The sequence below is a fragment of the Aquirufa sp. ROCK2-A2 genome, assembly GCF_054558485.1.
Genome location: NZ_JBPXKA010000003.1, coordinates 131,135 through 156,125, shown reverse-complemented (window position 1 = coordinate 156,125; position 24,991 = coordinate 131,135). Strand labels below are relative to the sequence as shown.

The 24,991-nt window shown below is 33.9% G+C and carries 21 protein-coding genes and 1 tRNA gene; 10 read left to right on the top strand and 12 right to left on the bottom strand.

Features of this window, described 5'->3' with window-relative positions:
• Together dapA and ligA are read right to left on the bottom strand one after the other, a co-directional pair.
• Entirely contained in the window at positions 1 to 900 is a 900-nt protein-coding gene (gene dapA / locus V7S76_RS06200) for a 4-hydroxy-tetrahydrodipicolinate synthase (protein WP_459509192.1), read from the bottom strand.
• Positions 890 to 2,905, bottom strand: a complete 2,016-nt coding sequence (gene ligA / locus V7S76_RS06195; RefSeq protein ID WP_459509191.1) for an NAD-dependent DNA ligase LigA — start codon at positions 2,903 to 2,905, stop codon at positions 890 to 892. The genes dapA and ligA overlap by 11 nt, the downstream gene beginning before the upstream one ends.
• A 79-nt stretch (positions 2,906 to 2,984) precedes the next feature.
• Between ligA and rpe the strand changes: the two genes are divergently transcribed.
• The 5 genes from rpe to V7S76_RS06170 are packed head-to-tail and all read left to right on the top strand — an operon-like array spanning position 2,985 to position 8,934.
• Positions 2,985 to 3,647, top strand: a complete 663-nt coding sequence (gene rpe, locus V7S76_RS06190) for a ribulose-phosphate 3-epimerase (RefSeq protein ID WP_459509190.1) — start codon at positions 2,985 to 2,987, stop codon at positions 3,645 to 3,647.
• A gap of 9 nt (positions 3,648 to 3,656) precedes the next feature.
• Positions 3,657 to 5,684, top strand: coding sequence for an OmpA family protein (locus V7S76_RS06185; RefSeq protein ID WP_459509189.1), 2,028 nt, complete (start codon positions 3,657 to 3,659; stop codon positions 5,682 to 5,684).
• Complete coding sequence (locus V7S76_RS06180) at positions 5,684 to 6,796, top strand: acyltransferase family protein (RefSeq protein ID WP_459509188.1); 1,113 nt, start codon at positions 5,684 to 5,686, stop codon at positions 6,794 to 6,796. The genes V7S76_RS06185 and V7S76_RS06180 overlap by 1 nt, the downstream gene beginning before the upstream one ends.
• A 1-nt stretch (position 6,797) precedes the next feature.
• Positions 6,798 to 7,553 carry a glycosyltransferase family 2 protein gene (locus V7S76_RS06175; RefSeq protein WP_459509187.1) on the top strand — a complete coding sequence of 252 codons (756 nt, stop codon included), beginning with the start codon at positions 6,798 to 6,800 and terminating at the stop codon, positions 7,551 to 7,553.
• The gene (locus tag V7S76_RS06170) at positions 7,543 to 8,934 is read left to right on the top strand and encodes a protoporphyrinogen/coproporphyrinogen oxidase (RefSeq protein ID WP_459509186.1); all 1,392 of its coding nucleotides are present in this window, start codon (positions 7,543 to 7,545) and stop codon (positions 8,932 to 8,934) included. Before V7S76_RS06175 ends, V7S76_RS06170 begins: the two co-directional genes overlap by 11 nt.
• A 1-nt stretch (position 8,935) precedes the next feature.
• On the opposite strand, the gene V7S76_RS06165 is transcribed toward V7S76_RS06170, so the two are convergent.
• Positions 8,936 to 9,508, bottom strand: a complete 573-nt coding sequence (locus V7S76_RS06165; protein WP_459509185.1) for a carboxymuconolactone decarboxylase family protein — start codon at positions 9,506 to 9,508, stop codon at positions 8,936 to 8,938.
• 47 nt (positions 9,509 to 9,555) lie between these two features.
• Complete coding sequence (locus V7S76_RS06160; RefSeq protein ID WP_459509184.1) at positions 9,556 to 10,104, bottom strand: peroxiredoxin; 549 nt, start codon at positions 10,102 to 10,104, stop codon at positions 9,556 to 9,558.
• 103 nt (positions 10,105 to 10,207) lie between these two features.
• Here V7S76_RS06160 and V7S76_RS06155 point away from each other — a divergent pair, with 103 nt between their 5' ends.
• Positions 10,208 to 11,128 carry a LysR substrate-binding domain-containing protein gene (locus V7S76_RS06155; RefSeq protein WP_459509183.1) on the top strand — a complete coding sequence of 307 codons (921 nt, stop codon included), beginning with the start codon at positions 10,208 to 10,210 and terminating at the stop codon, positions 11,126 to 11,128.
• Here V7S76_RS06155 and V7S76_RS06150 read toward each other — a convergent pair.
• Genes V7S76_RS06150 through V7S76_RS06135 form a run of 4 tightly spaced genes read right to left on the bottom strand, consistent with a single transcriptional unit; the run spans position 11,115 to position 17,320 of the window.
• Positions 11,115 to 12,428 (bottom strand): MFS transporter, encoded by a 1,314-nt coding sequence (locus V7S76_RS06150; protein ID WP_459509182.1) that lies wholly within the window; start codon positions 12,426 to 12,428, stop codon positions 11,115 to 11,117. The two genes, V7S76_RS06155 and V7S76_RS06150, sit on opposite strands and share 14 nt — an antisense overlap.
• On the bottom strand, positions 12,428 to 15,154 hold the full coding sequence (locus V7S76_RS06145; protein ID WP_459509181.1) for a DNA gyrase/topoisomerase IV subunit A: 2,727 nt from the start codon (positions 15,152 to 15,154) through the stop codon (positions 12,428 to 12,430). The genes V7S76_RS06150 and V7S76_RS06145 overlap by 1 nt, the downstream gene beginning before the upstream one ends.
• Positions 15,155 to 15,173: 19 nt before the next feature.
• Positions 15,174 to 15,749 carry an NUDIX hydrolase gene (locus tag V7S76_RS06140; RefSeq protein WP_459509180.1) on the bottom strand — a complete coding sequence of 192 codons (576 nt, stop codon included), beginning with the start codon at positions 15,747 to 15,749 and terminating at the stop codon, positions 15,174 to 15,176.
• Positions 15,746 to 17,320 carry an NAD(P)/FAD-dependent oxidoreductase gene (locus V7S76_RS06135; protein WP_459509179.1) on the bottom strand — a complete coding sequence of 525 codons (1,575 nt, stop codon included), beginning with the start codon at positions 17,318 to 17,320 and terminating at the stop codon, positions 15,746 to 15,748. The genes V7S76_RS06140 and V7S76_RS06135 overlap by 4 nt, the downstream gene beginning before the upstream one ends.
• Before the next feature lie 41 nt (positions 17,321 to 17,361).
• Here V7S76_RS06135 and V7S76_RS06130 point away from each other — a divergent pair, with 41 nt between their 5' ends.
• Positions 17,362 to 19,320, top strand: coding sequence for a thioredoxin domain-containing protein (locus V7S76_RS06130; RefSeq protein WP_459509178.1), 1,959 nt, complete (start codon positions 17,362 to 17,364; stop codon positions 19,318 to 19,320).
• On the opposite strand, the gene ruvC is transcribed toward V7S76_RS06130, so the two are convergent.
• Positions 19,313 to 19,885, bottom strand: a complete 573-nt coding sequence (ruvC, locus tag V7S76_RS06125) for a crossover junction endodeoxyribonuclease RuvC (RefSeq protein WP_459509177.1) — start codon at positions 19,883 to 19,885, stop codon at positions 19,313 to 19,315. The genes V7S76_RS06130 and ruvC overlap by 8 nt on opposite strands.
• A gap of 17 nt (positions 19,886 to 19,902) precedes the next feature.
• Here ruvC and V7S76_RS06120 point away from each other — a divergent pair, with 17 nt between their 5' ends.
• Positions 19,903 to 20,535, top strand: coding sequence for a polysaccharide deacetylase family protein (locus tag V7S76_RS06120; RefSeq protein ID WP_459509175.1), 633 nt, complete (start codon positions 19,903 to 19,905; stop codon positions 20,533 to 20,535).
• Positions 20,532 to 21,305 (top strand): TatD family hydrolase, encoded by a 774-nt coding sequence (locus tag V7S76_RS06115; protein ID WP_459509174.1) that lies wholly within the window; start codon positions 20,532 to 20,534, stop codon positions 21,303 to 21,305. The genes V7S76_RS06120 and V7S76_RS06115 overlap by 4 nt, the downstream gene beginning before the upstream one ends.
• On the opposite strand, the gene V7S76_RS06110 is transcribed toward V7S76_RS06115, so the two are convergent.
• Complete coding sequence (locus V7S76_RS06110; protein ID WP_459509173.1) at positions 21,280 to 22,041, bottom strand: ATP-binding cassette domain-containing protein; 762 nt, start codon at positions 22,039 to 22,041, stop codon at positions 21,280 to 21,282. The genes V7S76_RS06115 and V7S76_RS06110 overlap by 26 nt on opposite strands.
• A 15-nt stretch (positions 22,042 to 22,056) precedes the next feature.
• Between V7S76_RS06110 and V7S76_RS06105 the strand changes: the two genes are divergently transcribed.
• Positions 22,057 to 23,532: a xylulokinase gene (locus V7S76_RS06105; RefSeq protein ID WP_459509172.1), complete on the top strand. Its 1,476-nt coding sequence runs from the start codon at positions 22,057 to 22,059 to the stop codon at positions 23,530 to 23,532.
• Between the two features lie 34 nt (positions 23,533 to 23,566).
• Here V7S76_RS06105 and V7S76_RS06100 read toward each other — a convergent pair.
• A tRNA-Leu gene (locus V7S76_RS06100) sits at positions 23,567 to 23,650 on the bottom strand.
• 71 nt (positions 23,651 to 23,721) lie between these two features.
• Positions 23,722 to 24,960, bottom strand: coding sequence for an ABC transporter permease (locus V7S76_RS06095; RefSeq protein ID WP_459509171.1), 1,239 nt, complete (start codon positions 24,958 to 24,960; stop codon positions 23,722 to 23,724).
• Positions 24,961 to 24,991: the final 31 nt, after the last annotated feature.

Genomic DNA, 24,991 nt, shown 5'->3' with positions numbered 1-24,991 from the left:
TTAATTGTTTAAATTTTCTTGAATAATCATTTTTGCTAATTTTTCACCTAGTTGTTCCGAAGCCGATACCAATGGCATACGAACCTGAGAACTAATAATACCCTTAATTTCTAGGATTTTCTTCACTCCCACAGGATTACCTTCTTCGTATAAAAACGGATCAATGGCTAAAAAATTACCTAGCGTTTTTCGAGCATCTGCAAAATTGCCCTCCAATGCTAAATGAATCATGTCAGTGAATTGTGAAGGGAACGCATTGGCAATCACCGACATGACACCAACTCCTCCAATCGAAATAATAGGTAAAGCTTGAACATCATCACCAGAAATAAGCAAAAAATCATTTGGTTTGTGATGAGCAATTTCCATGCATTGTTCAATGATGCAAGATGCTTCTTTTACTCCAATGATATTCGGATGTTCGGCTAAGGTTAAAACTGTTTCAGCCGACATGTTGATACCCGTTCTTCCTGGAATGTTGTACAAAATGACAGGTACAGGACTTGCATCAGCAACTGCTTGATAATGGGCAATTACTCCTCTAGCACTTGGCTTGTTGTAATAAGGGCAAACCGATAAAATGGCATCAATTCCATCAAATGAGGTGTTTTTTATTTGAGCAACTAGGTTTTCGGTGTTGTTTCCACCAAGACCATATACGATTGGTAAATTTCTAAAATTAGCTTTTTGAACACTTGCAACAATTTGCTTTTTTTCATCGGCTGTTGTTGTCACAGATTCACCTGTCGTACCTTGAACAACCATATAATCGATACCACCTTTGGAAACATAATCAACCAAATTTTCTAATTTTTGAAAATTGATGGTTTTATCTTCATTAAAAGGGGTAACCAAGGCTGGTGCAACACCATGAAATTTGGGAAATATTTTATACTTCATAATTGGCTTCTAAGAGTTTGATGAACTCCTCTTCACTTAAAATTTGAATATTGAGTTGATTTGCTTTTTCAAGTTTTGCGGGCCCCATATTATTGCCAGCAACTAAAAAATCTAATTTGGAAGAAATGCTTGAGACAACTTTGCCCCCATTCGAAATAATTTTTTCTTTTAATTCTTCTCTTTCGAAATTTTCAAATACCCCCGAAATTACAAAACTTTTTCCTTCTAAAACCGCGCTCTCTAAAACAATTTGAGAAATTTCTTCAGAAAATTGGATATTCGCTTGTTTTAATCTTTCAATGGTTTCTAGGTTTTCTGTTTTTGAAAAATATTCAATTAAACTTTGTGCGATTCGATCTCCAATTTCCGGAACTTCAATCAAAGATTCATAAGAAGCATTTTTTAAGTTATCGATCGAGTTGAAACTGACCACTAATTTTTCAGCGATCGTTGCTCCAACATGTCGGATGCCCAATCCAAACAAGACTTGCCTAAATGGGGTGTTTTTCGACTTTTCAATTGAATTTAAAATATTGGAAATGGATTTGGCTTGAAAGCCTTCTAATCCTAAAAAACTGTTTTCTCGTAAATCATAAATGTCAGCGATGTTGGAAATTATCTTTCTTTCAAACAATAAATCAATTGTTTCCACACCCAAATTCTCAATATTCATGGCCTTTCGTTGAATGAAATGCTCAATTTTACCCTTGATTTGCGTAGGGCAACCTAACTCATTGGAACAATAATGATTGGCTTCACCTTCGTTTCTATATAATTCGGTGTTACAATCAGGGCAGTGCGTTGGAAAAGCAAATAATTGGGCTTCTGATTTTCTTAAGTCCAAATTAACGCCTGTTATTTTAGGAATAATTTCTCCCCCTTTTTCGACAAACACGACATCCCCTTCATGTAAATCTAGACGTTCCATTTCATTGGAATTGTGGACAGATGCTCTTTTGATAACGGTTCCTGCCAAATAAACAGGTTTTAAATTGGCCACAGGCGTGATATTGCCCGTCCTACCCACTTGATAGGTGATACTTTCAATTGTAGTTTGGGCAATTTCAGAAGGATATTTGAATGCGATGGCCCATCTTGGAGATTTCGCCGTATAACCCAATCGTTCTTGTTGGCCATAATCATTGATTTTTATGACAATCCCATCCGTATTTAGTGGTAAATCATTTCTTTTTTCTGACCAAAATTCAATGTACTCCATCACCTCTTGAATATTATGACATTTTTTCCAAGAGGGTGAAACAGAAAAACCTTGTTGAGTTAAATAATTTAAACTTTCCTCATGGGTTTGAAATGGATTTTCGAAACCTAAATAGGAATAAATGAAACACTCCATGTTGCGTTTAGCCACTTCCGCCGAATTTTGCATTTTGAATGTTCCTGAGGCTGCATTTCGCGGATTGGCCAAGGTATTTTCACCTCTCGCTATTTTTTCTTGATTGATCTTTTCGAAGGAGCTTAAAGGCATATAACCTTCTCCTCTTATCTCAAATTCCTTTGGAAAAATACTTGAATTAATTCTTTGCGGTAAGGATTGAATGGTTTTTACATTGGCGGTAATGTCATCTCCTCTCGTACCATCTCCCCTAGTTACACCTTTGATTAATTTGCCATTTTCGTACCAAAATGATAAGGCCACCCCATCAAACTTTAATTCGCAAATGTATTCATAAGGTTCTTCCAACAAGGTTTTTTTGATTCGTTCATCAAATTCCGTTAATTCATTTTCATTGTAGGTATTTCCCAAAGAAAGCATCGGAAAACGATGTGTAACGCTTTTGAAATTTTTAGTAATGGTACCGCCTACTTTTTGGGTGGGGCTATCAGGGTAAGCAAAAAGTGGATTTTGATTCTCCAACTGTATTAATTCTGCTAATAATTGATCAAATGCTTCATCTGAAATCAAGCTTATATTTTCTTGGTAATAGGCCTGGTTAAATCGATTGATTTGATCAATTAATTCATCCATTCTTTTGCGAATATCCATATCATTCAAAATTTTAAATAAAGTTAAATGAAACTTACAAGATATTCAGCTTAGAAGATAATTTTCATAACTTTGTAAAATGGAAAAATTGATCATTGCCCCTTCTGTATTAGCTGCAGATTTCGCCAATTTAGGTTCTGAAATAAAGATGTTAAATGAGTCTCAAGCAGATTGGATTCATATTGATGTAATGGATGGTGTTTTTGTACCTAATATTTCTTTCGGATTTCCGGTGTTAGATGCGATTCAAAAAGTCAGCAAGAAGGTGTTGGATGTTCATTTAATGATTGAAAAACCAGAACAATATGTCAGTCAGTTTGCCAAATTAGGTGCAAATGTCATTACAGTTCATTATGAAGCTTGCCCACATGTTCATCGTACAATCCAACAAATAAAAGACGCTGGATGTTTAGCAGGTGTGGCAATTAATCCGGGTACTCCTACTTCGGTGTTAAAAGATATTATAGCCGACTTAGATTTGGTTTTAATTATGTCGGTAAATCCAGGATTTGGTGGTCAAAAATTTATTCCGAATGCTATTCAAAAGACTAAAGAGGTGAAATTAATGGCGGATTTGGTTCAACATCATTCTTTGAAAATTGAAATTGACGGTGGCGTTACTTCTGCGAATGCTAAAGATTTAGTGGATGCAGGCGCTAATGTATTGGTGGCGGGTAGTTTTGTGTTTTCTTCTGAGAATCCCATTCAAACCATCAGTGATTTACTTCATCTTGCTAACTGATTTTTTTATATGAAGTGGATTAAATACTTCATTATTGGTATTTGCTGTGTTTTTAATACAGTAAGTTTATCCGCGCAAAAAATTAAATGGGCTTCTAAAACGGTATCTTTTTCCAGTGAATACACAGACGCACTTTTAGGCAAAGATTTTCGAGCTATTCATATTTTAGGTAAACCTAACAAATACCCTAAATTCGCCTATTCTCCAGCTGCCTGGCATTCCTTAACTGAGGATAATCCGAATGGAGAATATATTATCGTTGAGTTTGATACATTAATGCCCATCAAACAAGTAGCCATTTTTGAAAATTTTGGAGCTGGATCAATCACTAGAGTTGATGCCTTAGATGCAAATAATCAATTGTATTTATTGAAGGAATTTGTCCCTAATTATCAATCATCACCTGCTCAGGTAACATCTATTCAATTAGCTGATTTGACAACTTATAAAGTACGTGGTATTAAGATTACCATGAATTCTGAACGAATTAAGGGTTATTCTCAAATTGATGCTATCGGAATTTCAGACGTTTCAACTCCCATTGAAGAAAGCTTGAAATTGCCAGTTGAACCCAACGCAACATTTTTTCGTGAAAATTTGGGCAAATCCATCAATACCATTTACAATGAAATTTGTCCGGTAATTAGTCCAGACGGTAAAAAAATATATTTTACCAGAGCCAATGACCCAAACAACATAGGAAAGTTGAAAAATCAAGATATTTGGTTTTCTACTTTAAATGATGATAAAACCTGGTCAAAAGCATTGATTTTTCCTGAGCCAATCAACAATGTGGAAAATAATGCCATTTGTGGTATTTCTTTGAATGGGAAATCCATCTTGCTCAATAATATTTATGGTATGGATGGTCAAATGGAAAAAGGTGTTTCGATGTCTTATTTGTTACGAACGGGTGATTGGAGTTTTCCAAAAGCCTTAAAAATTCGGAATTTTAAGAATAAATCGAAATATTCAGAATATACCTTAGCGCCGAATGGGAAAATACTATTGATGACGACGGAAATGAAAGATTCTTTTGGCGAGAAAGATATTTACGTTTCCTTTTGGAAAAATGATGATACTTGGACGGAACCCTTAAATATAGGACCAGTCGTCAATTCAGGGGAATCAGAAAGTACACCATTTATAGCTCCGGATGGAGTTACGATGTATTTTTCATCTAGCGGACACTTAGGTTACGGAAATAATGATATTTTTCTAACACGCAGATTGGATGATTCTTGGACCAAATGGACAGAACCAGAGAATTTAGGTCCAATTGTTAATACTCCCCAATGGGATGGATATTTTTCTGTTTCGGCACAAGGTGATTATGCCTATTTTAGTTCAGTAGAAAATTCTCTTGGTGCCGAGGATATTTTTCGAATCAAAATTCCTGAAAAAGCAAAACCTTTAACATTGGTTCAAATTTCAGGTTTAGTACAAAATTTCGATACAAAAGAAGGTTTGGCATCCCAAGTATTGATTAAATCTATGAATAGTTCGGATTCATTATTATTAGACTATGACCCCTATTTAGGTGATTTTAGTTTTATGTGGCCGGCAAAAAAACCTTTTACCATGCAGGCTATCAAAAAAGGTTATTTTTCAAAAGTAGAAAAAATAGATTTTACGGCAGAAAATAAGTTTAAAGCCTTTAAAAGAAACCTAACTTTAATTGAAATTCAGCTAAATAAACAATATCAATTGGCGAATATCATTTTCACTCAAAGTGAATCTGATTTACTACCTGAATCTTTTGCAGAATTAGATAAAATCGTCAATCTGTTGAAGGAGAATCCTGGATTTAAAATATTATTGGAAGGACATACAGATAATCAAGGCGATTGGACTGAAAATTTAAAATTATCAAATGACCGGGTAGTAACTGTTAAAAGTTATCTCATGTTAAAAGGTATCAATGAATCTAGAATTCGGACTAAAGGATGGGGAGGCTCGAAGCCTTTGGCTAGTAATTTAACCGAAGAAAGACGTAAACTTAATCGAAGAGTGGAATTCACTTTATTTTCAGAATAATGCAAAATGTTCAACCCGTTTATTTCAAACAATTGAATGGCTTACGATTTCTAGCTATTTTATTGGTATTATTGGAACATTGGTTGCCAAATAATATTAGTTTTCCTACTGGACACCTTGGCGTTGTTATATTTTTTGTCATTAGTGGTTTTTTAATCACAAGAATATTGATAATAAATGCCCATAAGTCTTTTTCAAAGTTTAAGAGCATTAAAAATTTTATTATTCGTAGAGCATTGAGGATTTTCCCAATCTATTTTTTGATTTTATTTTTGGGAATTATTTGGGAAATTGAACCCATTCGAAAGGTTTACCCTTGGTTTTTTTCCTACACACCCAATTTTTACATAATTTTTCATAAAACATGGATAGGTGTTTGGGATCATTTTTGGACATTGGCGGTAGAAGAGCAGTATTATCTATTCTTTCCATTTTTCATCTTTTTTCTCCCTTTCTCTAGCTATTTGAGATTATTTATCGCCATGATTGTCATTGGCTTTTTGTCTCGATTATCATTTTACTTATTTTGTTCAGGGTCATTTATTGAGGATTATTGGTTTATTAATTATGTGAATCCGATAAGTGCACTCGATTCATTTGGTTTAGGTGGATTATTGGCTTATCTACATATTTTCAAAAAAGATCGATTTGATAAAATTGCTAGAAACCCAATTTTCATTTGGATTTTTGTACTGTTATCATTTGTTTCGTTTTATCTAGATGAATCATCAGAATTTAAACACAATAATCTATTTTCAACAGTAATGGAAATTAGTTTATTCGCCTATTTATCCTTTTTTTTAGTGTCAAAAATTGCCTTGGAATCGACCGGAATTTTTGGGAAAATATTAAAATGGCGCCCTATCCTGTATTTAGGACAAATATCATATGGTATGTATGTTTATCATAATTTTCTATTTAATTTTTATCATTTAGAACACAATACATTCTGGTGGTTTTTGGTAAGAAAATTACCTATTAATTATCAGGAATTCATTAATTTTGTACCTTTGAGATTTATTTTGAATTTCATTCTACTCGTTTTGGTAGCGAGTGTATCTTGGTTTTTTATTGAAAAACCTCTCAATAATTTAAAAAATAAATTTGACTAATATGAATTTAGACTTGGTAATAGTAATTCCAGCCTACAACGAAGAAGCATGTATCAAAGATGTTATACCGCATTGGATCAATGGTATTTCTAAATTTGTGGATGTTGATAAATTTAAATTATTAGTTGTCAATGATGGATCCAAAGATAATACAGGTAAATTATTAGATGAATTGACGGGTGATTACCCTAATTTAATAGTCAAACACCAATTAAACGGTGGTCATGGAAATGCAGTGGTAAATGGTTATAAATTAGCCATCGAAATGAATCCTCAATATGTTTTTCAAACGGATTCAGATGACCAATTTGAAGTAAATGATTTCATTAAATTTTGGGAAAAAAGAGAGCAATCAAAATTTATATTAGGTTTTAGAGAGGTAAGACATGATGATCCATTCCGATTGGTCATTACCAGAATACTTAAGTTTTCGTTGTTTTTTATTTACGGGGTTTATATAAAAGACGCGAACATTCCTTTCCGTTTAATTAAGACTTCCTTTTTGGATAAATTAATTAAATCTTTACCCGCCATCACTCCTTTTGCACCGAATATTTTTATTTCTGTTATGGCTAAAAAAGCCAATCAAGAAATTTTCAATATTCCAGTTATCCATAGGGAAAGAGAAACAGGTGTGGTTTCTATTCGTCATTTCAAACTGTTAAAAGTTTGCTGGCAAAGTTTCAAAGAGTTATTAGATTTCAGAATCAAATTGAATTCAATTGTAAAAGATATTACTACTTCCAATGAAATATAAATATGTAATTGTAGGTGGTGGTCCTACAGGTTTAGGTGCTGCTTATCGATTGTTAGAATTAGGGATCACCGACTTTATTGTTTTAGAAAAAGAGAATTATGTTGGAGGTTTAGCAACATCATTTGTTGATGAAAAAGGTTTTACATGGGATGTAGGTGGTCACGTTCAATTTTCTCATTATAAGTATTTTGATGATTTAATGATCAAAGCATTGGGAAATGAAGGTTGGCTGACGCATCAAAGAGAATCATGGGTCTGGATAAAAAATACTTTCGTTCCCTACCCTTTTCAAAATAATATTCGTCATTTGCCTTTAGAGGACCAATTGAAATGTATCAAAGGATTAGTTGAATTATACCGAAATGGTGTTTCTACTAAATCTGCTAATTTCAAAGAATGGATCTTGAATACGTTTGGAGAAGGATTAGCTGAAGTATTCATGATCCCTTATAACTACAAAGTTTGGGCATACCCTGCAGAAATGATGAATAGTCAATGGGTAGGTGAACGTGTTGCAGTAAGTGACTTATCTAAAATTATTGAGAACGTCCTTCTCGAAAAAGATGATTATTCATGGGGTCCCAATAATCTATTTCAATTCCCTAAAAAAGGTGGAACTGGCGCAATTTGGCGAGCTGTTGGAAAATTGATTGGGGAAAAATATTTTAAATTAAATTCAATTGTTTCTTCAGTGGATATCGATGCAAAATCGGTAAAATTAACCAACGGCGAATCGGTTGAATATGACTATTTATTAAATACGATGCCTCTGGATATTTTCACAACAAAATGTGATGGATTGGATGCAAGTACGACTGAAGTAGCTCAAGATTTATTACATAGTTCAACCCATGTTATTGGAATTGGACTTAAAGGCGCACCTCCAGCACATTTGAAGAAAAAATGTTGGATGTATTTTCCTGAATCCAATAGTCCTTATTATCGAATTACAGTATTTTCAAACTATAGTCCTGATAATGTACCAGATATTAATAATCAATGGTCATTGATGGCAGAAGTGAGTGCTTCAACGCATAAAGTGGTTGATATAGAAAATCTTATGAAAGATACTATTAAGGCTATGATTGAGGATAATTTAATCGAAAATGAAGATCAGGTTATATCTGAGTTTTACTTTTCTACTGACTATGGTTATCCAACACCATCGATTGACCGCGACAAAATTGTCAACCAGGTATTGCCTGAATTACAGAAAAATGATATTTATAGTAGAGGAAGATTTGGTGCTTGGAAGTATGAAGTTGCCAACCAAGATCACTCGATGATGCAAGGAGTAGAATGGGCCAATTTGATGGTTCTAAATATTCCTGAATTGACCCTTCCTTTCCCTAATACTGCCAATGCCATGTATGGCAAGTAATTTATAACAGTACGATCAAACTTTTAAAAATCGCGGTTAAACGGATAGCATCCAAAATTCTTGCTTCTGTTGCACCGTGATTTTTAACTGATTGCTCATGTGAGGTTACACACATTTCACAACCGTTAATGGCTGATACCGTTAAGCTAGCCAGTTCAAAAAACTCTTTTCCCAATACCGGATTCATCATAATTGACATTCTGATTCCTGCAGGTGCTGAATTATAAAATTCTTTATCGACAAAGTGTTTGAAACGATAAAAAACGTTATTAGCATTTAAAAGAGATACTAGAGCGTGAATTTCATTTATTTCAGCTTCTGTCACTCCTTTTTGAATAGCTAATTCAGAAATAGATTGAATTGTTCTTGTATGCTTTTGATTAACAGATACAGCCAAAGCCAATAGTAAAGCCTCTTTTTCAGTTAAAGTTGCATATTTCAATGCATTTGAAACATTAATTTTTAAATCTTTTATGTATCTAGTCTCCGCTAAATCTAATTGATCTAATAAGGCAAATTGCTCGCTTGCAGGAATGTTAATTTCCGCTAATAAATTATCTCTTGTTTCACTCATGACTCTTAAATTTAAATGCCCCGATGAACGGGGCATTAGGATTGAAATTATAAGGTAGCATCTCCAGCTTTCCAATTACATGGACAAAGCTCATCTGTTTGTAATGCATCAAGTACACGTAAAACTTCATCTACATTTCTACCTACTGATAAATCATTTGCAGAAACCCAACGAATTACGCCATTGGTATCAGCAATATATGTTACACGGTAGGCAACTTTTTCTCCTTCTGTTAAAATCCCTAATTCTTCTGCTAAAGATTTTGAAGTATCAGCTAACATAGGGAATTTTAATCCTCTTAAATCATCGTGATCTCTTCTCCAAGCAGCGTGAACAAACTCTGAATCCGTTGAAGCACCAATTAACGAAGCATCTCTATCTGCAAAATCTCCTGCACGACGATTAAATTCAGCAATTTCAGTTGGACAAACGAAAGTGAAATCTTTTGGCCACCAAAACATTACTAACCATTTACCATCATTTTTGTGATCTTCTGAAGTGATTGTTGCGAATTCGTTTCCTTTATCTAAAGAAACAACCGCTGTTTTTGAAAATGCAGGAAATAAACTTCCTAATCCTAACATGTGATTTGCCATAGTGTTATTTTTTTGTTCTTAAATTTTGTGATGCAAATATCCGATAATTTATAATATCAGACAAATCTATATTTACTATATTTGTATAAGATAAAACTATAGTATGACAATAACACAATTAGAGTACATTGTGGCTTTAGCCGATTTGAAAAGTTTCTCCAAAGCCGCTGATTTTTGTTGTGTAACGCAGCCAAGTTTAAGTATGCAAATACAAAAATTGGAGGATGAATTAAATGTTTCTCTCTTTAATCGTAAAAGTAAACCTCTTACTCCTACTATTTATGGTGATGAAATCATTCAACAAGCTAGAGTTATCTTAAAAGAAACGCAAACCCTGATGGCTTTATCCAAAGGTTGGGGAAATCAAGTTTCGGGAGTACTTTCCATTGGAATTATTCCAACCATCGCACCCTATTTGGTTCCAAAATTTCTTTCAAAATTTCAACGAAAATATCCAGATCTTACCATCAATATCTCTGAAACAACTACTGAAAACATTAAAAAAGATATTAAAGAAGGAAAACTGCACATCGGGATATTGGTTACTCCCTTGAATGATCATTTAGTAGAGAAACCTCTATTTTATGAGGAATTGTACCTTTATTCGAATTGTAAGAACGAAAATAATCAGGTTATTGATGAAATATTGACTGATAAACTGTGGTTATTGGAGGAAGGACATTGTTTAAGCAATCAGGTTGCTTCCATATGTAATCTAAAATCCAATTCATCACAGTCAACAAAAATATCTTATCAAACAGGTAGCTTAGAAACAATTGTACGTTTAGTGGAAGATTCTGAGGGACAAACAATTATTCCTCAAATGTTGATTGATTATCTAGACGATAATTTCAAGTCGAAAGTGTTCCCTATTATCGATCCAATACCAGTCAGAGAAGTATCCTTGGTCTATTCACCCAGCTACGCAAGAAAAGCTATTATTAAGGCTTTACAAGAAGAAATTTTATCAGTAATTCCAATTGAATGGCAAAGTTCCCAAAATCGGAATATTATACCGATATAAGCTTCTCTGATGAATTTTTGTGTAATCTGAATAGAAAAATTAAACTTAATGCAAAAATCATTGCTAGAATTAATATGCCAATTCGCATACTTCCAGTCAATTGAATGACAAGTCCGAAAATAAACGTACCTAAAACGGTAGATAGACGATCACATACCTCATAAAAACTAAAGTAAGAGGCAGTATCATTTTCTCCGGATGGACATAATTTAGCATATGTTGCTCGACTATTTGATTGAATACCGCCCATCACAAATCCAATGGCGGTGGCTAATAAGTAAAAATTCATTTCATCTTTTACAAAATAGGCAAAGATGCAAACGGCAATCCAAATGAATACAATGGTTACTAATGCCTTAACATTTCCTAATCTTTGGGATAAAATGGCGCATGTATAGGCGCCTGGAATAGCCACTAATTGAATCAGTAAAATGGTGATTATCAAAGAATCGGATGGTAGTTTTAATTCTTGACTACCAAATAAAGCACCTAAATACATGACGGTTTGAGCGCCTAAATTGAATAGGAAAAAACTAGAAAGGAAGTTTTTAATGGCAGAAATATGCTTAATCTCCTGGTATACTTTACTTAATTCATGGTACCCACCTAGCCACCATTTTGCGTGTGAACTTACTTTTTTGGTTGATTTGGGCAAGTATTTAAATGGAATTTGAGAAAATAGGATCCACCAAATTCCGACAGTTAGAAATGAAACTCTTGAAGCCATTTCACCACCAATATTACCGTACCATTGAGGCATTAATAACATGGTTAAATTCTGTATGAGTAGAATAACGCTACCTATATAACCATAGGTGAATCCTTTTGCACTCAGTTGATCGAACTTGTCAGGCGATGCGATTTCTGGCAAAAAGGAATTATAAAACACTAAACTACCACCCCAACCGATGATGGAAAATAAAAAACAAAGCGTACCAATGATGTAACTTCCTTTGGTGAAAAAATACAAGAAAATACAAGAAAAAGCCCCTAAGTAACAAAAGAAGCGCATAAATGCTTTTCGGTTGCCTAAATAATCCGCTATTCCAGAAAGGAAAGGCATACAAATGGCAAGAATTAAAAAGGCTATCGAGATGGTGTACGAATAAACCACAGTATTTTGAATGGAAATGCCAAAAAAACTAATCCAATCCGGTTTTAAACTATTCAATGTAATAGCTGCAATGGGAAAATAGATAGGGAAAATAGCCGATGTTATCGTCAAAGAATGCACCGAATTGGCCCAATCATAAAATGCCCAAGCATTTAAGGTTTTTGGATTGTTGAGTTTTGCTTCCATTAAAATAGGCCTAATTGTTCTCCTGAACCACTTTTTTCAGATGATTCACTGGGTAAGTTTTTTATTTCAAATGGAATGTCATCTATTTCATTTTTAGAAATAATGGGTTCTTCCGGTAAATTTTTAATGACAAATTCGGGTTCACTTTCTGAGGTCGAATTTGTTTCAATAATCTGATTTTCATTTGATTCTGAGGAGTCGGTTATTTCTTCCACCGTTTCCACTTCTTCGGAAAGTTCAGGGTATTTTTCTTCCGTATCTATAAACTCAACCTCCAATAATTTTTGATAATTCAATTTATTACCTATCGCTTTCCAGCCTCTTACATCTACCAATTCACCTATCGGTAAAATTTCGATTTCCGTCGTTTTTCCATCCGGTTTGTGTTTGATTTGCACATTGGGCAAATAATTATCCGTTACGTTAAGCAACTTTGATGCTTTATGATCGGTAATAAACAAAAACTTTTTGTCAATGGTCGAAGTTTCTAATTTAAATCGTTTGATTAAATTATTTTTGCCTTGACCATCGAAATAAACAGCAGAAATAATTCCATTTGGGTTGAATTTTTTCAAAAATAGAATTTCTTCAGCTGGATAACGGTTGGTTAATTCAAAGTTGGTTAATTCGTAATTTCCTGATTTATAGATCGATAATATTAAATCTTTGGGTTCAAAATTTCCAATGAAAGTTCCATGTTCATCTCTATTCAATCGGCCAATGGTTGAATCAAACCAAATATTTAGCCCTCCCAAGGTAGATACTCCAGCAGATTTTTGAATTACTTTTCTAACTGGATATTTGGTTAAAACATTCCCCATCGATTCCCTTCCTTTGATGGCCAGTTTGGCAAAATCGTAATCAAATTGCTTATTTTTAGCCGTACAACTGGCTGTTAAGTTAATTTGAATGATTTCAGCTTCTCCGTTTTCATTGGCAGAAAAATAAGTGATTTTCGATTTATTATTATCACTTACTAATTTATATTCTCTATCACGAGTAACCGAGGTTACTTTAAATCGTTTCACAAATGAAGAACCAGATTTTCCATCAAAATAAACCAAATTATAAACTTTACGGTCATCATTCTTTTTGAAAACGGTACAATACAAAATGTCTTTTCCAACGAAAACTTTATCTTGAACTTTGGTTACTACACACGTTCCATTTTGTCTGAAAACAATGATATCATCTATATCAGAACAATCCATGATAAATTCATCTTTCTTCAAACCATAGCCTATAAATCCATCTTCACGATTAACATAAAGCTTTTGATTGGCAGCTGCCACGACCGTTGCAGAAATGGTATTAAAGTTTTGAATTTCAGTTTTCCGTTCTCTCCCTTTGCCGTATTTGCTCAGTAGATTTTTGAAATAATCAATGGCATATTTAATTAGATTCGCTAAATGATGTTCAACCTCTGCTAATTCCTCTTCCAATCGACGCATTAATTCATCGGCTTTGAATGAATCAAATTTTGAAATACGCTTAATTCGAATCTCCAATAATCTTAAGATATCCTCTTCCGTAATTTCTCGGTAAAAATCTTTTTTATAAGGTTCTAAACCTTGATCCACCGTACTAATAACCAATTCAAATGTTTCACATTCTTCAATGTCACGATAAATTCTATTCTCAATGAAAATCCTTTCCAACGAACTGAAAAGTAATTTTTCCATTAATTCCCCTTTTCGGATCTCTAATTCTTGCTTGAGTAAATCGACCGTTTGATTTGTACTTACTCGTAAAATTTCAGCAATGCCCACAAAATGAGGTTTGTCTTGAATAATTACGCAAGCATTCGGAGAAATGGAAACCTCACAATCTGTAAAGGCATACAATGCATCAATGGTTACATCTGGTGAAATCCCTGGTGCCAATTGTATCTGAATTTCAACATCTTTGGCTGTATTATCAATTACTTTTTTGATTTTTATCTTACCTGTATCATTCGCTTTAATGATGGAATCAATGAGCGATGTGGTGGTGGTGGTGTAAGGTATATCCTTGACAATCAGTGTCTTTTTGTCTAATTCTTCAATTTTTGCTCTAACTCTAATTCTTGAACCTCTCAATCCATCATTGTAATTGGAAACATCAATCATACCACCCGTTAAAAAATCTGGGTACAGTTCGACTTTTTTGTTATTTAAAATATCAATGGATGCCTGAATAATTTCGCAAAAGTTATGAGGCATAATTTTGGTAGCCAAACCAACCGCAATTCCTTCAACTCCTTGAGTTAGTAGTAATGGGAATTTAATAGGTAAAGTAACGGGCTCTTTCTTTCTACCATCATAAGACATTTGCCAATCGGTCGTTTGCGGATTGAATACTACTTCATTAGCAAATTTCGATAGTCTAACTTCAATATATCTTGCTGCCGCTGCACTATCCCCTGTTCTTACATCTCCCCAGTTACCTTGGCAATCAAATAGTAATTCTTTTTGTCCTAAATTAACAATTGCATCATTGATGGAAGCATCACCATGAGGGTGATATTGCATGGTTTGTCCAATTACGTTGGCCACTTTATTAAAACGGCCATCATCCATTTCATTCAATGCATGCAAGATACGTCTTTGTACAGGCTTAAGACCGTCTTCTACTGCAGGAACCGCACGTTCAAGAATTACATATGAGGCATATTCTAAAAACCAATTTTCATACATGCCTGCAACGGCAATTTGTTCTTGTAAAGCTCCTCCAGTTGATTCTTCCATAATTTAAAAACTACTAATTTTATTTATAATCACTCCTCAAATGAAATAATTCATACAAAAACATGGCTGTTGCTCCCCATATGATCTCATTTTCATATTTGAAAACAGGTGCCCAATAGCTTTTATTATTAATTTCCAATTGATGAGCTTGAATATTTTCTTCATCGCTGAAGAATGATACAGGTATTTCAAAAATACGATTAATTTCTCGTTTATTAATATGGAAATTAAGGTTTTTATTTACTTTCGTGAAATAGGCTTGAACCCAAAAATTGGAGACTTTAACCCACAAGGGTTGAATCGGTATTAATTCAGGATTGATTAATTTAATGCCGATTTCCTCTTCTACTTCTCTTAAAGCTGTTTCTTCTAAATTTTGATCTATTTCATCTTTCTTCCCACCTGGGAATGCCATTTGTCCACTATGAGCTCCATCGTATTCATTTCGCTTAATGACAATAACTTTGTCCTCTTCATCCAAAATACTTTTTAGAATTATCAAAACAGCTGCTTCTTTGGCATTATTTCGAATATCATTGTTCGAAATGTGCTCATCATGTAAGTCACGTAATTCTTTGAATTTTTCGTGAATCATGAGCGGTGAATTTTTTGGTAAATTCCTTGCGCTACTTTAATCCCATCCAATGCTGCAGACATAATTCCACCTGCAAAACCAGCACCCTCTCCACAAGGAAATAATCCTTTAATTTCAATATGTTCTAAACTTTCTGAATCTCTTGGGATTTTAACCGGCGAGGATGTTCGACTTTCTAAGCCTATTATTTGACCAATATTGGTCGAAAAATTGGAAATTTTTCGATTGAAATCTTGCAAGCCCAATGCCAACGGCTCAGATATAAACTCCGGTAATACTTCTCTCATTTCGCCTGGGATCAATCCAGGAATGTAGGATGTTTCGTGCGCACTTTTACTGGACTTTTTTTGAATAAAATCTCCAGTCAATTGTGATATAGCTTTTTGGGTCTCTTGGGAATATTCGTTGGATTTTCTTTCTAAGCTTTCTTGTAAATACATTCCAGCTAAGGGTCCATAATCTTTGTATTCGCTCAAATCTTCAGGTAAAATGCTCACAACGATACCTGAATTGGCATAAACGGAATCTCTTCTGGATGGTGACATTCCATTTACCACAACCTGATTTTGAGCCGTAGCAGAAGGAACAATGAATCCGCCTGGACACATACAAAAAGAAAATACTCCTCTTTGCAAACCTTTGAATTTGGTTTGTGTAACCAAACTAAAACTAGCTGGTGGTAAATATTCAGGACGTTTGTTTAACTTATATTGACATGTATCTATCAATGATTGTCTGTGCTCAATTCGAACTCCTATGGCAAAGGGTTTGTATTCAATTTTGATTTGTTTTTTATGCAACAATTCAAAAATATCTCGTGCAGAATGGCCTGTAGCCAACAATACATTTTCGCAATCGATTGTTAAACCTGATTCGCAATGTACCTGTTTAATTTGCTTATGTTCAATTTGAAAATCGATAACTCTTTCATTAAAATGCACTTCTCCGCCTGCTTCTATAATTGAATTGCGAATGGAGGCGATGATTCCGGGTAATTTATTTGTTCCAATGTGTGGATGCGACTCAAAAAGTATATTTTGATTAGCTCCATGTTCAACAAACGTTTCTAGGACCTTTTTGATATCTCCTCTTTTGGTGCTTCTTGTATATAATTTCCCATCAGAATAAGTTCCTGCTCCTCCTTCTCCAAAACAATAATTACTATTTGAATCAACGATATTAAAACGATTGATCGCTGCTAAATCTCTTCTTCGATCACGAACATCTTTCCCTCGTTCTAGGATAATGGGTTTGATGCCTAATTGTATCAGCTCTAAAGCGCCAAATAAACCAGCAGGGCCACTCCCAATAACAACAACTTGTGGAGCATGCGCAGTTAATTTAGGTAATTTTGATTTTTGTTGAAAAGTAAAATCAAAATCTTTGGGATAAAAACCAATTCGTAAGTTAACTTTGATTTGTCTACTTCTAGCATCGATGGATTTCCGCTCGATTCGGTAAGTGGTTTGGTCAACGAAAGTGGAACCTAATTCAGTAGAAAGGTATGAATGTAACAACTCAGACGAATGAGCTATTTCAGGGCTTGTGATGAAGTCTTTAAATTCTACCATAATTAATATTTGCACAAATTTACGAATTCTATTTCAAACCAATGAATAAGCTAAAAAATCAAGTAAGTCCTTATTTACTCCAACATCAAGATAATCCGGTTTTTTGGGAACCTTGGGGGGATGAAGCTTTACAACGTGCAGTCACAGAAAATAAACCTATTTTAATTAGCATTGGTTATGCAGCCTGCCATTGGTGTCATGTAATGGAAAAAGAATCATTTGAAAATCAGGAAGTTGCGGATTTGATGAACCAATATTTTATTCCTATCAAAGTGGATAGAGAAGAGCGCCCGGATATTGATATGATTTATATGGATGCCATACAACAAATGGGTTTGGGTGGTGGTTGGCCATTGAATGTTTTTTTAATGCCTGATCAAAAACCTTTTTATGGTGGTACTTATTTCCCCAAAAATAAATGGATGGAGTTATTGGAATCAATAAATAAGGCCTACCAAAATCACAAAACAGAATTACAAGCATCCGCAGATGGTTTTGCTGAAAGTATCAATGACCAAAAGAATTTATTTTCTGTTGTCTCCATCGATGAACAACCAGAAATTGTACAAGCAAGTATTACGAATATACTTCGGTCCTTGGATCCAGTCTTTGGCGGAATCAATAAAGCACCCAAATTCCCCCTTCCCTCTTTGATGAATTTATTGGAATCTATTCCCATTGCGATAGGTTTTGAAATTGAAGTCTATCCTTTAGCCAATCTTCAATTGAGCAAAATGTCTCAAGGGGGTATTTTTGATCACATTTCAGGAGGATTTTCTCGCTATTCAGTTGATTCAGAGTGGTTTTGTCCACACTTTGAAAAAATGCTTTACGACAATGGTCAATTATTATCCGTTTATAGTAAAGCATTTGAACGAACGAATTCTTTGATTTACAAGGAAGTCGTTAGGCAAATTATTACTTTTTTAGATCAAGAATTACTAGGAGAAAATAATTTATACTATTCTTCTTTGGATGCTGATAGTGAGGGAGTTGAAGGACTTTATTATACCTGGACATTTGATGAATTAAACAAATTGTTGCCCTATGAAAAGCATGTTGAATTTTATCAAACCTTTTCGATCACGAAAAATGGTAATTGGGAAGATGGACTAAATATTTTGTTTAAAAATAAGTCCATCCTCAATACCTATTTTAATGATGAATTCACCATTTTATCTAAAATCATAGAGAATCGAATTAAACCAGCCAGAGATCAAAAACAAATTTTATCTTGGAATGCTTTAACATTATTGGGCTTAATTGATGCAGCAATAGCTTTGAATAATGATTCATTGCTTGCAAAATGCGAACATTTTTATGAATCCATGCTCCAATATTTTGAATCAAGTCCAAACTTTTTATTACATCAAGTAGATTTTGCTGATCAACCTATTCAAGGATTTTTAGATGATTATGCAACCTTTGGTTTAGCTATCACAAAATTATATTTGAGGACAGGAAATGAACAAATGTTGGATAAGTCATCTCAATTATTGGAATTTGTTCTTCAAAATTTTCAATCTGCTGAAATAGATTTTGATTTATTTAATTATTGTTCCAATCAATCAGAAAAGTTAATTGCGGATAAAATTGAATTTACAGATTCAGTTATCCCCTCTTCTAATTCTATCCTTTGTGAATGGCTCTTTTGGATGGGAATAATCAAAAATGAGGTCAATTATACAATCAAAGGAAAAAAAATGATCGAAACGGTTTTGGATAAGGCCGTCAATAATCCTAGTTATTTTGCTAATTGGCTTAGACTATATTCAGAGTGGTTTGAATATCCAAAAGTGATGTTAAAGTATAGCCCTGCTAATACGAGTTTATCTGATTTACAGCTGGAAAATTGGTCCATAAATTATAAAGAGATGGTTTTTATTCCAAGTACGTCATTACCTCAGAATTTCAAATTTATGATGTGTATTGGATCTCATTGTTTGGCTCCAACAAAAACAATGGCAGAATTGCATCAACAATTGGAAGAAATTATTTAATTCGGTCTGGGTTTTCATTAACAAATGCACCCCAGCCTTTTTTTGTTCCTTTTAATGACGACGTAAGATTATTGGCATGAAAATGATGGCAAATGGCAATGCCGACAGCATCGGTGGCATCCAATAATTTGGCATCAAGCTTTTGTTTGACAATCACTTCCACCATTTTGGCTAATTGTTCTTTAGAGGCATTTCCATTTCCAGTAACCGACTGCTTTACTTTTTTCGGTTCATATTCGGTAATGGGTATATTTTTGGAAAAGGCTAGCGACATAACCATTCCTTGTACCCGACCAAGTTTTAACATGGATTGCACATTTTTTCCAAAAAAAGGAGATTCAATAGCTATTTCATCGGGTAAAAATTCTTCTAAAATTCCTAAAATTCGCTCATGAATTTTTAAGAATTTAGCTCCTTGAGTGGTGTATTTGCTCAAATTTAAAACGCCATATTGTAAAATGACTACCTTTTCTTTTTGCACTTTAATTAATCCGTATCCCAAAATACTTGTTCCTGGATCTATCCCTAAAATTATTTTTTCTCCTTGCGAACTCGTAATTTGCATATAAATCGAATTTATCAATGTTTATTCATCGAATTCCAACGTTTATCACCCAAATTTTTCCCCAACTAATTTGGAGAATGCCCGTTATAGGCGAAGATGATAGACGGGTTTATTTCACTTTCGATGATGGACCAACTCCTGAAATTACCAATTTTGTTTTAGAACAGTTAGATAAATTTAATGCAAAGGCTACATTTTTTTGCATTGGCAAGAATATGGTTGAAAATCCTGAATTGATACAATTGATTCAATCGAATGGCCATGCCATTGGAAATCATACCATGAACCATGCAAATGCATGGAAATATACCAATGATATGTATTTGGAAAATATTCATTTGTGCGAAAATGTTTTTGAAGAAATGGGAGTTCATTCCATTGGTTTTCGTCCACCTTATGGACGGATGACAAAAAGTGCCTCTGTGGCCATTCGAAAATCTGCTGATATTTTCATGTGGACGATTTTAACAGGCGATTACAACAAGGATTTAGACCCACAAACTGTTCTTAAAAAATGCTTACAACAAGTTAAACCTGGAGATATAATCGTTTTTCATGATAGCATAAAAGCAGTTAAAAATTTAAAAATATTATTACCTGAATTCTTAAATTATTGTTCTGAAAATAATTTACACCCTTCTGCCTTATGATTGATACTCATGCTCATTTATATGATGAACTATTTTTGCCAACGATTGACCAACATATCTTAGATATTAAATCAAAAGGTGTTCAGGAAGTTTGGTTACCCAACTGTGATTCGGAATCCTGGGGTTCATTGAATCAAATAGCAAAAGCATTTCCCGAATTTTGTAAACCTATGGTTGGTTTACACCCGACCTACGTTAAAGAGGATTATTTAATTGAATTGAAATTTGTTGAAGATATACTTAAGGAGCAAAAAGTATTAGCTATAGGTGAAATTGGATTGGATTATTATTGGGATACAAGTTTTAAAGTTCAACAAATGGACGCTTTTGAAACGCAATGCCATTGGGCTTTAGAAAATCATGTATGGGTTGATATTCATTGTCGAAAAGCCTATGCAGATTTACTTAGTACATTAAAAAAGAAAGAATTTAAAAATTTGACAGGAATTATTCATTGTTTTTCCGGCGATGAAAAAGAAGCAATGCATTTGGTGGATTTAGGTTTTAAACTTGGAATTGGAGGGGTAATCACCTATAAAAATGCTAATCTATTTAATGACATTAAAAATATCCCTTTAGAAAGCATTGTACTTGAAACAGATGCACCCTATTTAACCCCTGTTCCGCATAGAGGAACACCTAATACTCCCGCTTACATACCATTAATTGCCCAAAAATTGGCTGATTTACATGGAATTGGTATGGATTTATTAATTGAAAAAACCAACCGAAATGCATTAAAACTTAAAGAATTTTCAAGTTTTCAATAAGTAAATCTGTTTGATTTTTCCATTCAACCATGGCGTTTTTTAAACGCAAGATCAATTTATTTTTGGATGATCCAAATTTTCCCCAATCGCCTTGAAAGATTATTTTTCCTTTTTCAATCAAGCCAACTTTTTCACTTAGTTTAAGAATGTCTGTGATATCATGACTAATGAGTAAACATGGTATATTTTTTTCTAATACTTCTTGTTTGACGATGCTGGAAAATTCCATTTTTTGTTCAGTATCCAATTGACTAAAAGGTTCATCCAAAACAAGTGCTTGAATAGGTAAACTGAACGCTTGAATTAAGGCCAATTTTTGTCTTTCACCACCAGATAAATTGACGATTTTACTTTTTACGACTTTTTCTAAATGATACTTTTTTAAAATGGTATTTTTTATTTTTGATAATTCTTTATCGCTTAATCGTTGATAAAGCATATCAAGGAAGTTATCGACGGTGTGATTGGGTTTTAAATGTAAATTTTGAGGTACATAACCAATTTCAGGAAATTGTTTAATCAATCGATCTATTCCATTATTTAATTCTCTGGCATTTATTTGAATGGAAGAGTTCTCAATGCTGTGATTTCCAACAACAATATTGGCAATACTACTTTTTCCTGAACCACTTTTCCCAATTAAAGCGAAAATCTCTCCTGATTTTACCTTAAATTTGATTTGAGATAATTCAAATTGATTGGATATTTGATGACTCTTTATGAAAATTTCTAACATTTAATCTTATTTATTATGCTTTTATGCGGTATTGATGTTGGTACATCATCCATTAAAGTTAGTATTGTTGACTCAGCAAACCAAAAAGTTATTCAAACGGTTTCATATCCAGAAGTTGAAAATACAATTTCATCGCCAGAAGTTGGTTTTGCAGAACAAGAACCTGATCATTGGTGGTATTGTGTAAAACAAGCAATTTTAGCTTGTAATCGCTCAAATACGTATAATCCCAAAGATATTGTTGCTATTGGTATAAGTTATCAAATGCATGGTTTGGTGGTAATTGACGAATCAAATCAAGTTTTACGACCTTCCATCATATGGTGTGATTCAAGAGCTAGTACTATCGGAAATGAGGCCTATAAGTCAATTGGTCAAGAATTTTGTCACTCCCATTTATTAAATTCTCCAGGTAATTTTACTGCTTCTAAATTAGGTTGGGTTAAACAAAATCAGCCCGAAATATACCAGAAGATTAAATATGTCATGTTACCGGGCGATTTTATAGCAGGTAAACTTTGTGGAAATTACACAACAAGTCCATCCGCATTATCAGAAGGGATATTTTGGGATTTTCAAACAAAATCTGTTTCAAAAGAAGTAAAAGAATATTTTGGCTTTGCAGATGCACTTTTTCCGGAGGTTAGAGATGTATTTTGTGAACATGGTCAAATCTCAAAGGAAATATCCAATGAATTGGGTTTAAACTCCTCTGTTAAAGTGACTTATAAAGCAGGAGATCAACCGAACAATGCATTGTCCTTAGGCGTCCTAGAACCAGGGGAAATCGCTACTACTGCCGGAACCTCCGGAGTAGTTTATGGAGTGAGTGATGAATTGAAATTTGATAAAGAGAACAGAGTGAATTCATTTGCTCATGTTAATTATACCAAAAATTTAGATCGGATTGGTGTATTAATGTGTATCAACGGAACGGGAATTTTAAATAGATGGATGAGAGATAACTTCTTTTCTAATTTGTCTTATAATGAAATGAATCAATTGGCTTCAAAAGCAGAAATTGGTTCAAAAGGACTTGTTTGTATGCCTTTTGGAAATGGTGCTGAACGAATTTTTCAAAATAAAAAAGTTGGAGGAAGTTTTACAAATTTAGATTTTAATCAACACGGAAGTAAAGAAATAATTCGTGCTGCCCAAGAAGGAATTGCATTTTCTATGGTATATGGTATTGAATTATTAGGGAACGTGGGTATTCAGCCTAAGCGATTAAAAGCTGGTATGGCCAATATGTATTTAAGTGATATTTTTTCTTCTGCCATTGTTAATGCCTCCCAAGTAACGGTTGATTTTTGTGAAGGAGATGGTTCATTCGGAGCTGCCATTGGTGCTGGAATTGGATTAGAGATTTATCGGAACTCAAAGGAAGCTGTGGATAATATTAAAGTAATCAAAAGTTTACATCCAGATAATCAGTTGAAATCACAATATTCAGATGCTTATCAAAATTGGAAAGAATCCATGAGTATATAAAAAGGGAAAGCCTCTCTATTTCTAGAGAGGCTTGTACCCAGAGCCGGAGTCGAACCGGCACGGGCTTGCACCCACGGGTGTTTGAGACCAGCGCGTCTACCAATTCCGCCATCTGGGCAATTATTAAATTGCGATACAAAAATAGCCTTTCTTCATCGAAATCGCAAATTTGTATTCGATAAAATTTATTTATTCGTATCTCAAAGATTCTACAGGATCCATTTGTGAAGCCTTGAATGCTGGGTAAATACCTGAAAATAAGCCTACTAAAACACAAACTACGATTCCGGTAAACATCCATAACCATGGAATAATAAAACTTGCACTGCCTGAACTGATCCCTTGTGCAATTAAATTACCGATGGGAATGGCTAGCACTATACCTCCAACACCACCTAATAAACAAATGACAATGGCTTCAATAAGGAATTGCTGAAGAATACGATTAGGAGTTGCACCCAAAGATTTACGGATACCGATTTCTCGGGTTCTTTCACTAACTGAGACCATCATAATATTCATCAAGGCGATAGCTGCACCTAATAATGTAATAAAACCGATAACAAATCCTCCTATTCTTAAACTGGAAGTTATACCTTCGAAACTCTTTGCCATGGAATCTGATCGATCCAAAGAGAAAGAATCGTTCATGCCGATGGGATCTTGTCTTACTTTTCTCATTATGCCCCTAGCCTCTTCCATAAAATCATCAATATTCAAAATTTTTGAAGAAGATGTTGTGATATCAAATGTTAAATTCCTACCGACAGCCATTTTCCTACCCGTTTCTAAAGGAACCATAACTACCCGGTCATCTCCTCCTCCCATCATATTTCCTTTCTTGTCTAGTAATCCAATGACTTTCAATTTAATTCCATTGACAATTATTTCTTTATCCATGGGATTTTCTTTTAAAAATAATTGATCAACAATATCAACACCTAGAATACACACGTTAATTGAATTGGTGTATTCATTTGGATTGAAATTTCTACCCATTCCCACTTTATAACCTTTTAATTCCATGAAATTGTCGTCTATTCCAAGTAAACGAACATTCGGGTTTGATTTTTTAGAAGAATATTTAGCAATTGCATTGAACGTAACGTTGGTTTTTAACGAAACCTTTCCTTTGACCGAAAATAATTTTTTGTATTGAACGGCTTGCCTATAATCGATATTCTTAAATCGCTTTTCTTTTTGTCCTTCCCTCCTAATTTGCATGGCAGGTCTATTGCGTATGTCAAAGGAATTAGCACCTAAACCTGAAAATGAATTATCTACCGAACTCTGAATTCCATCAATGGCAGTTAATATTCCTACTAATGCAGTTATACCTAATGAAATGATTAAAGCCGTCAGAACTGTTCTTAATAAATTACCTTTAATAGATCGAAGACCCTCAAATACATTTTCCTTTAAATTCATGTTGGATGCTGTATAAATTAATTTTAGCTTG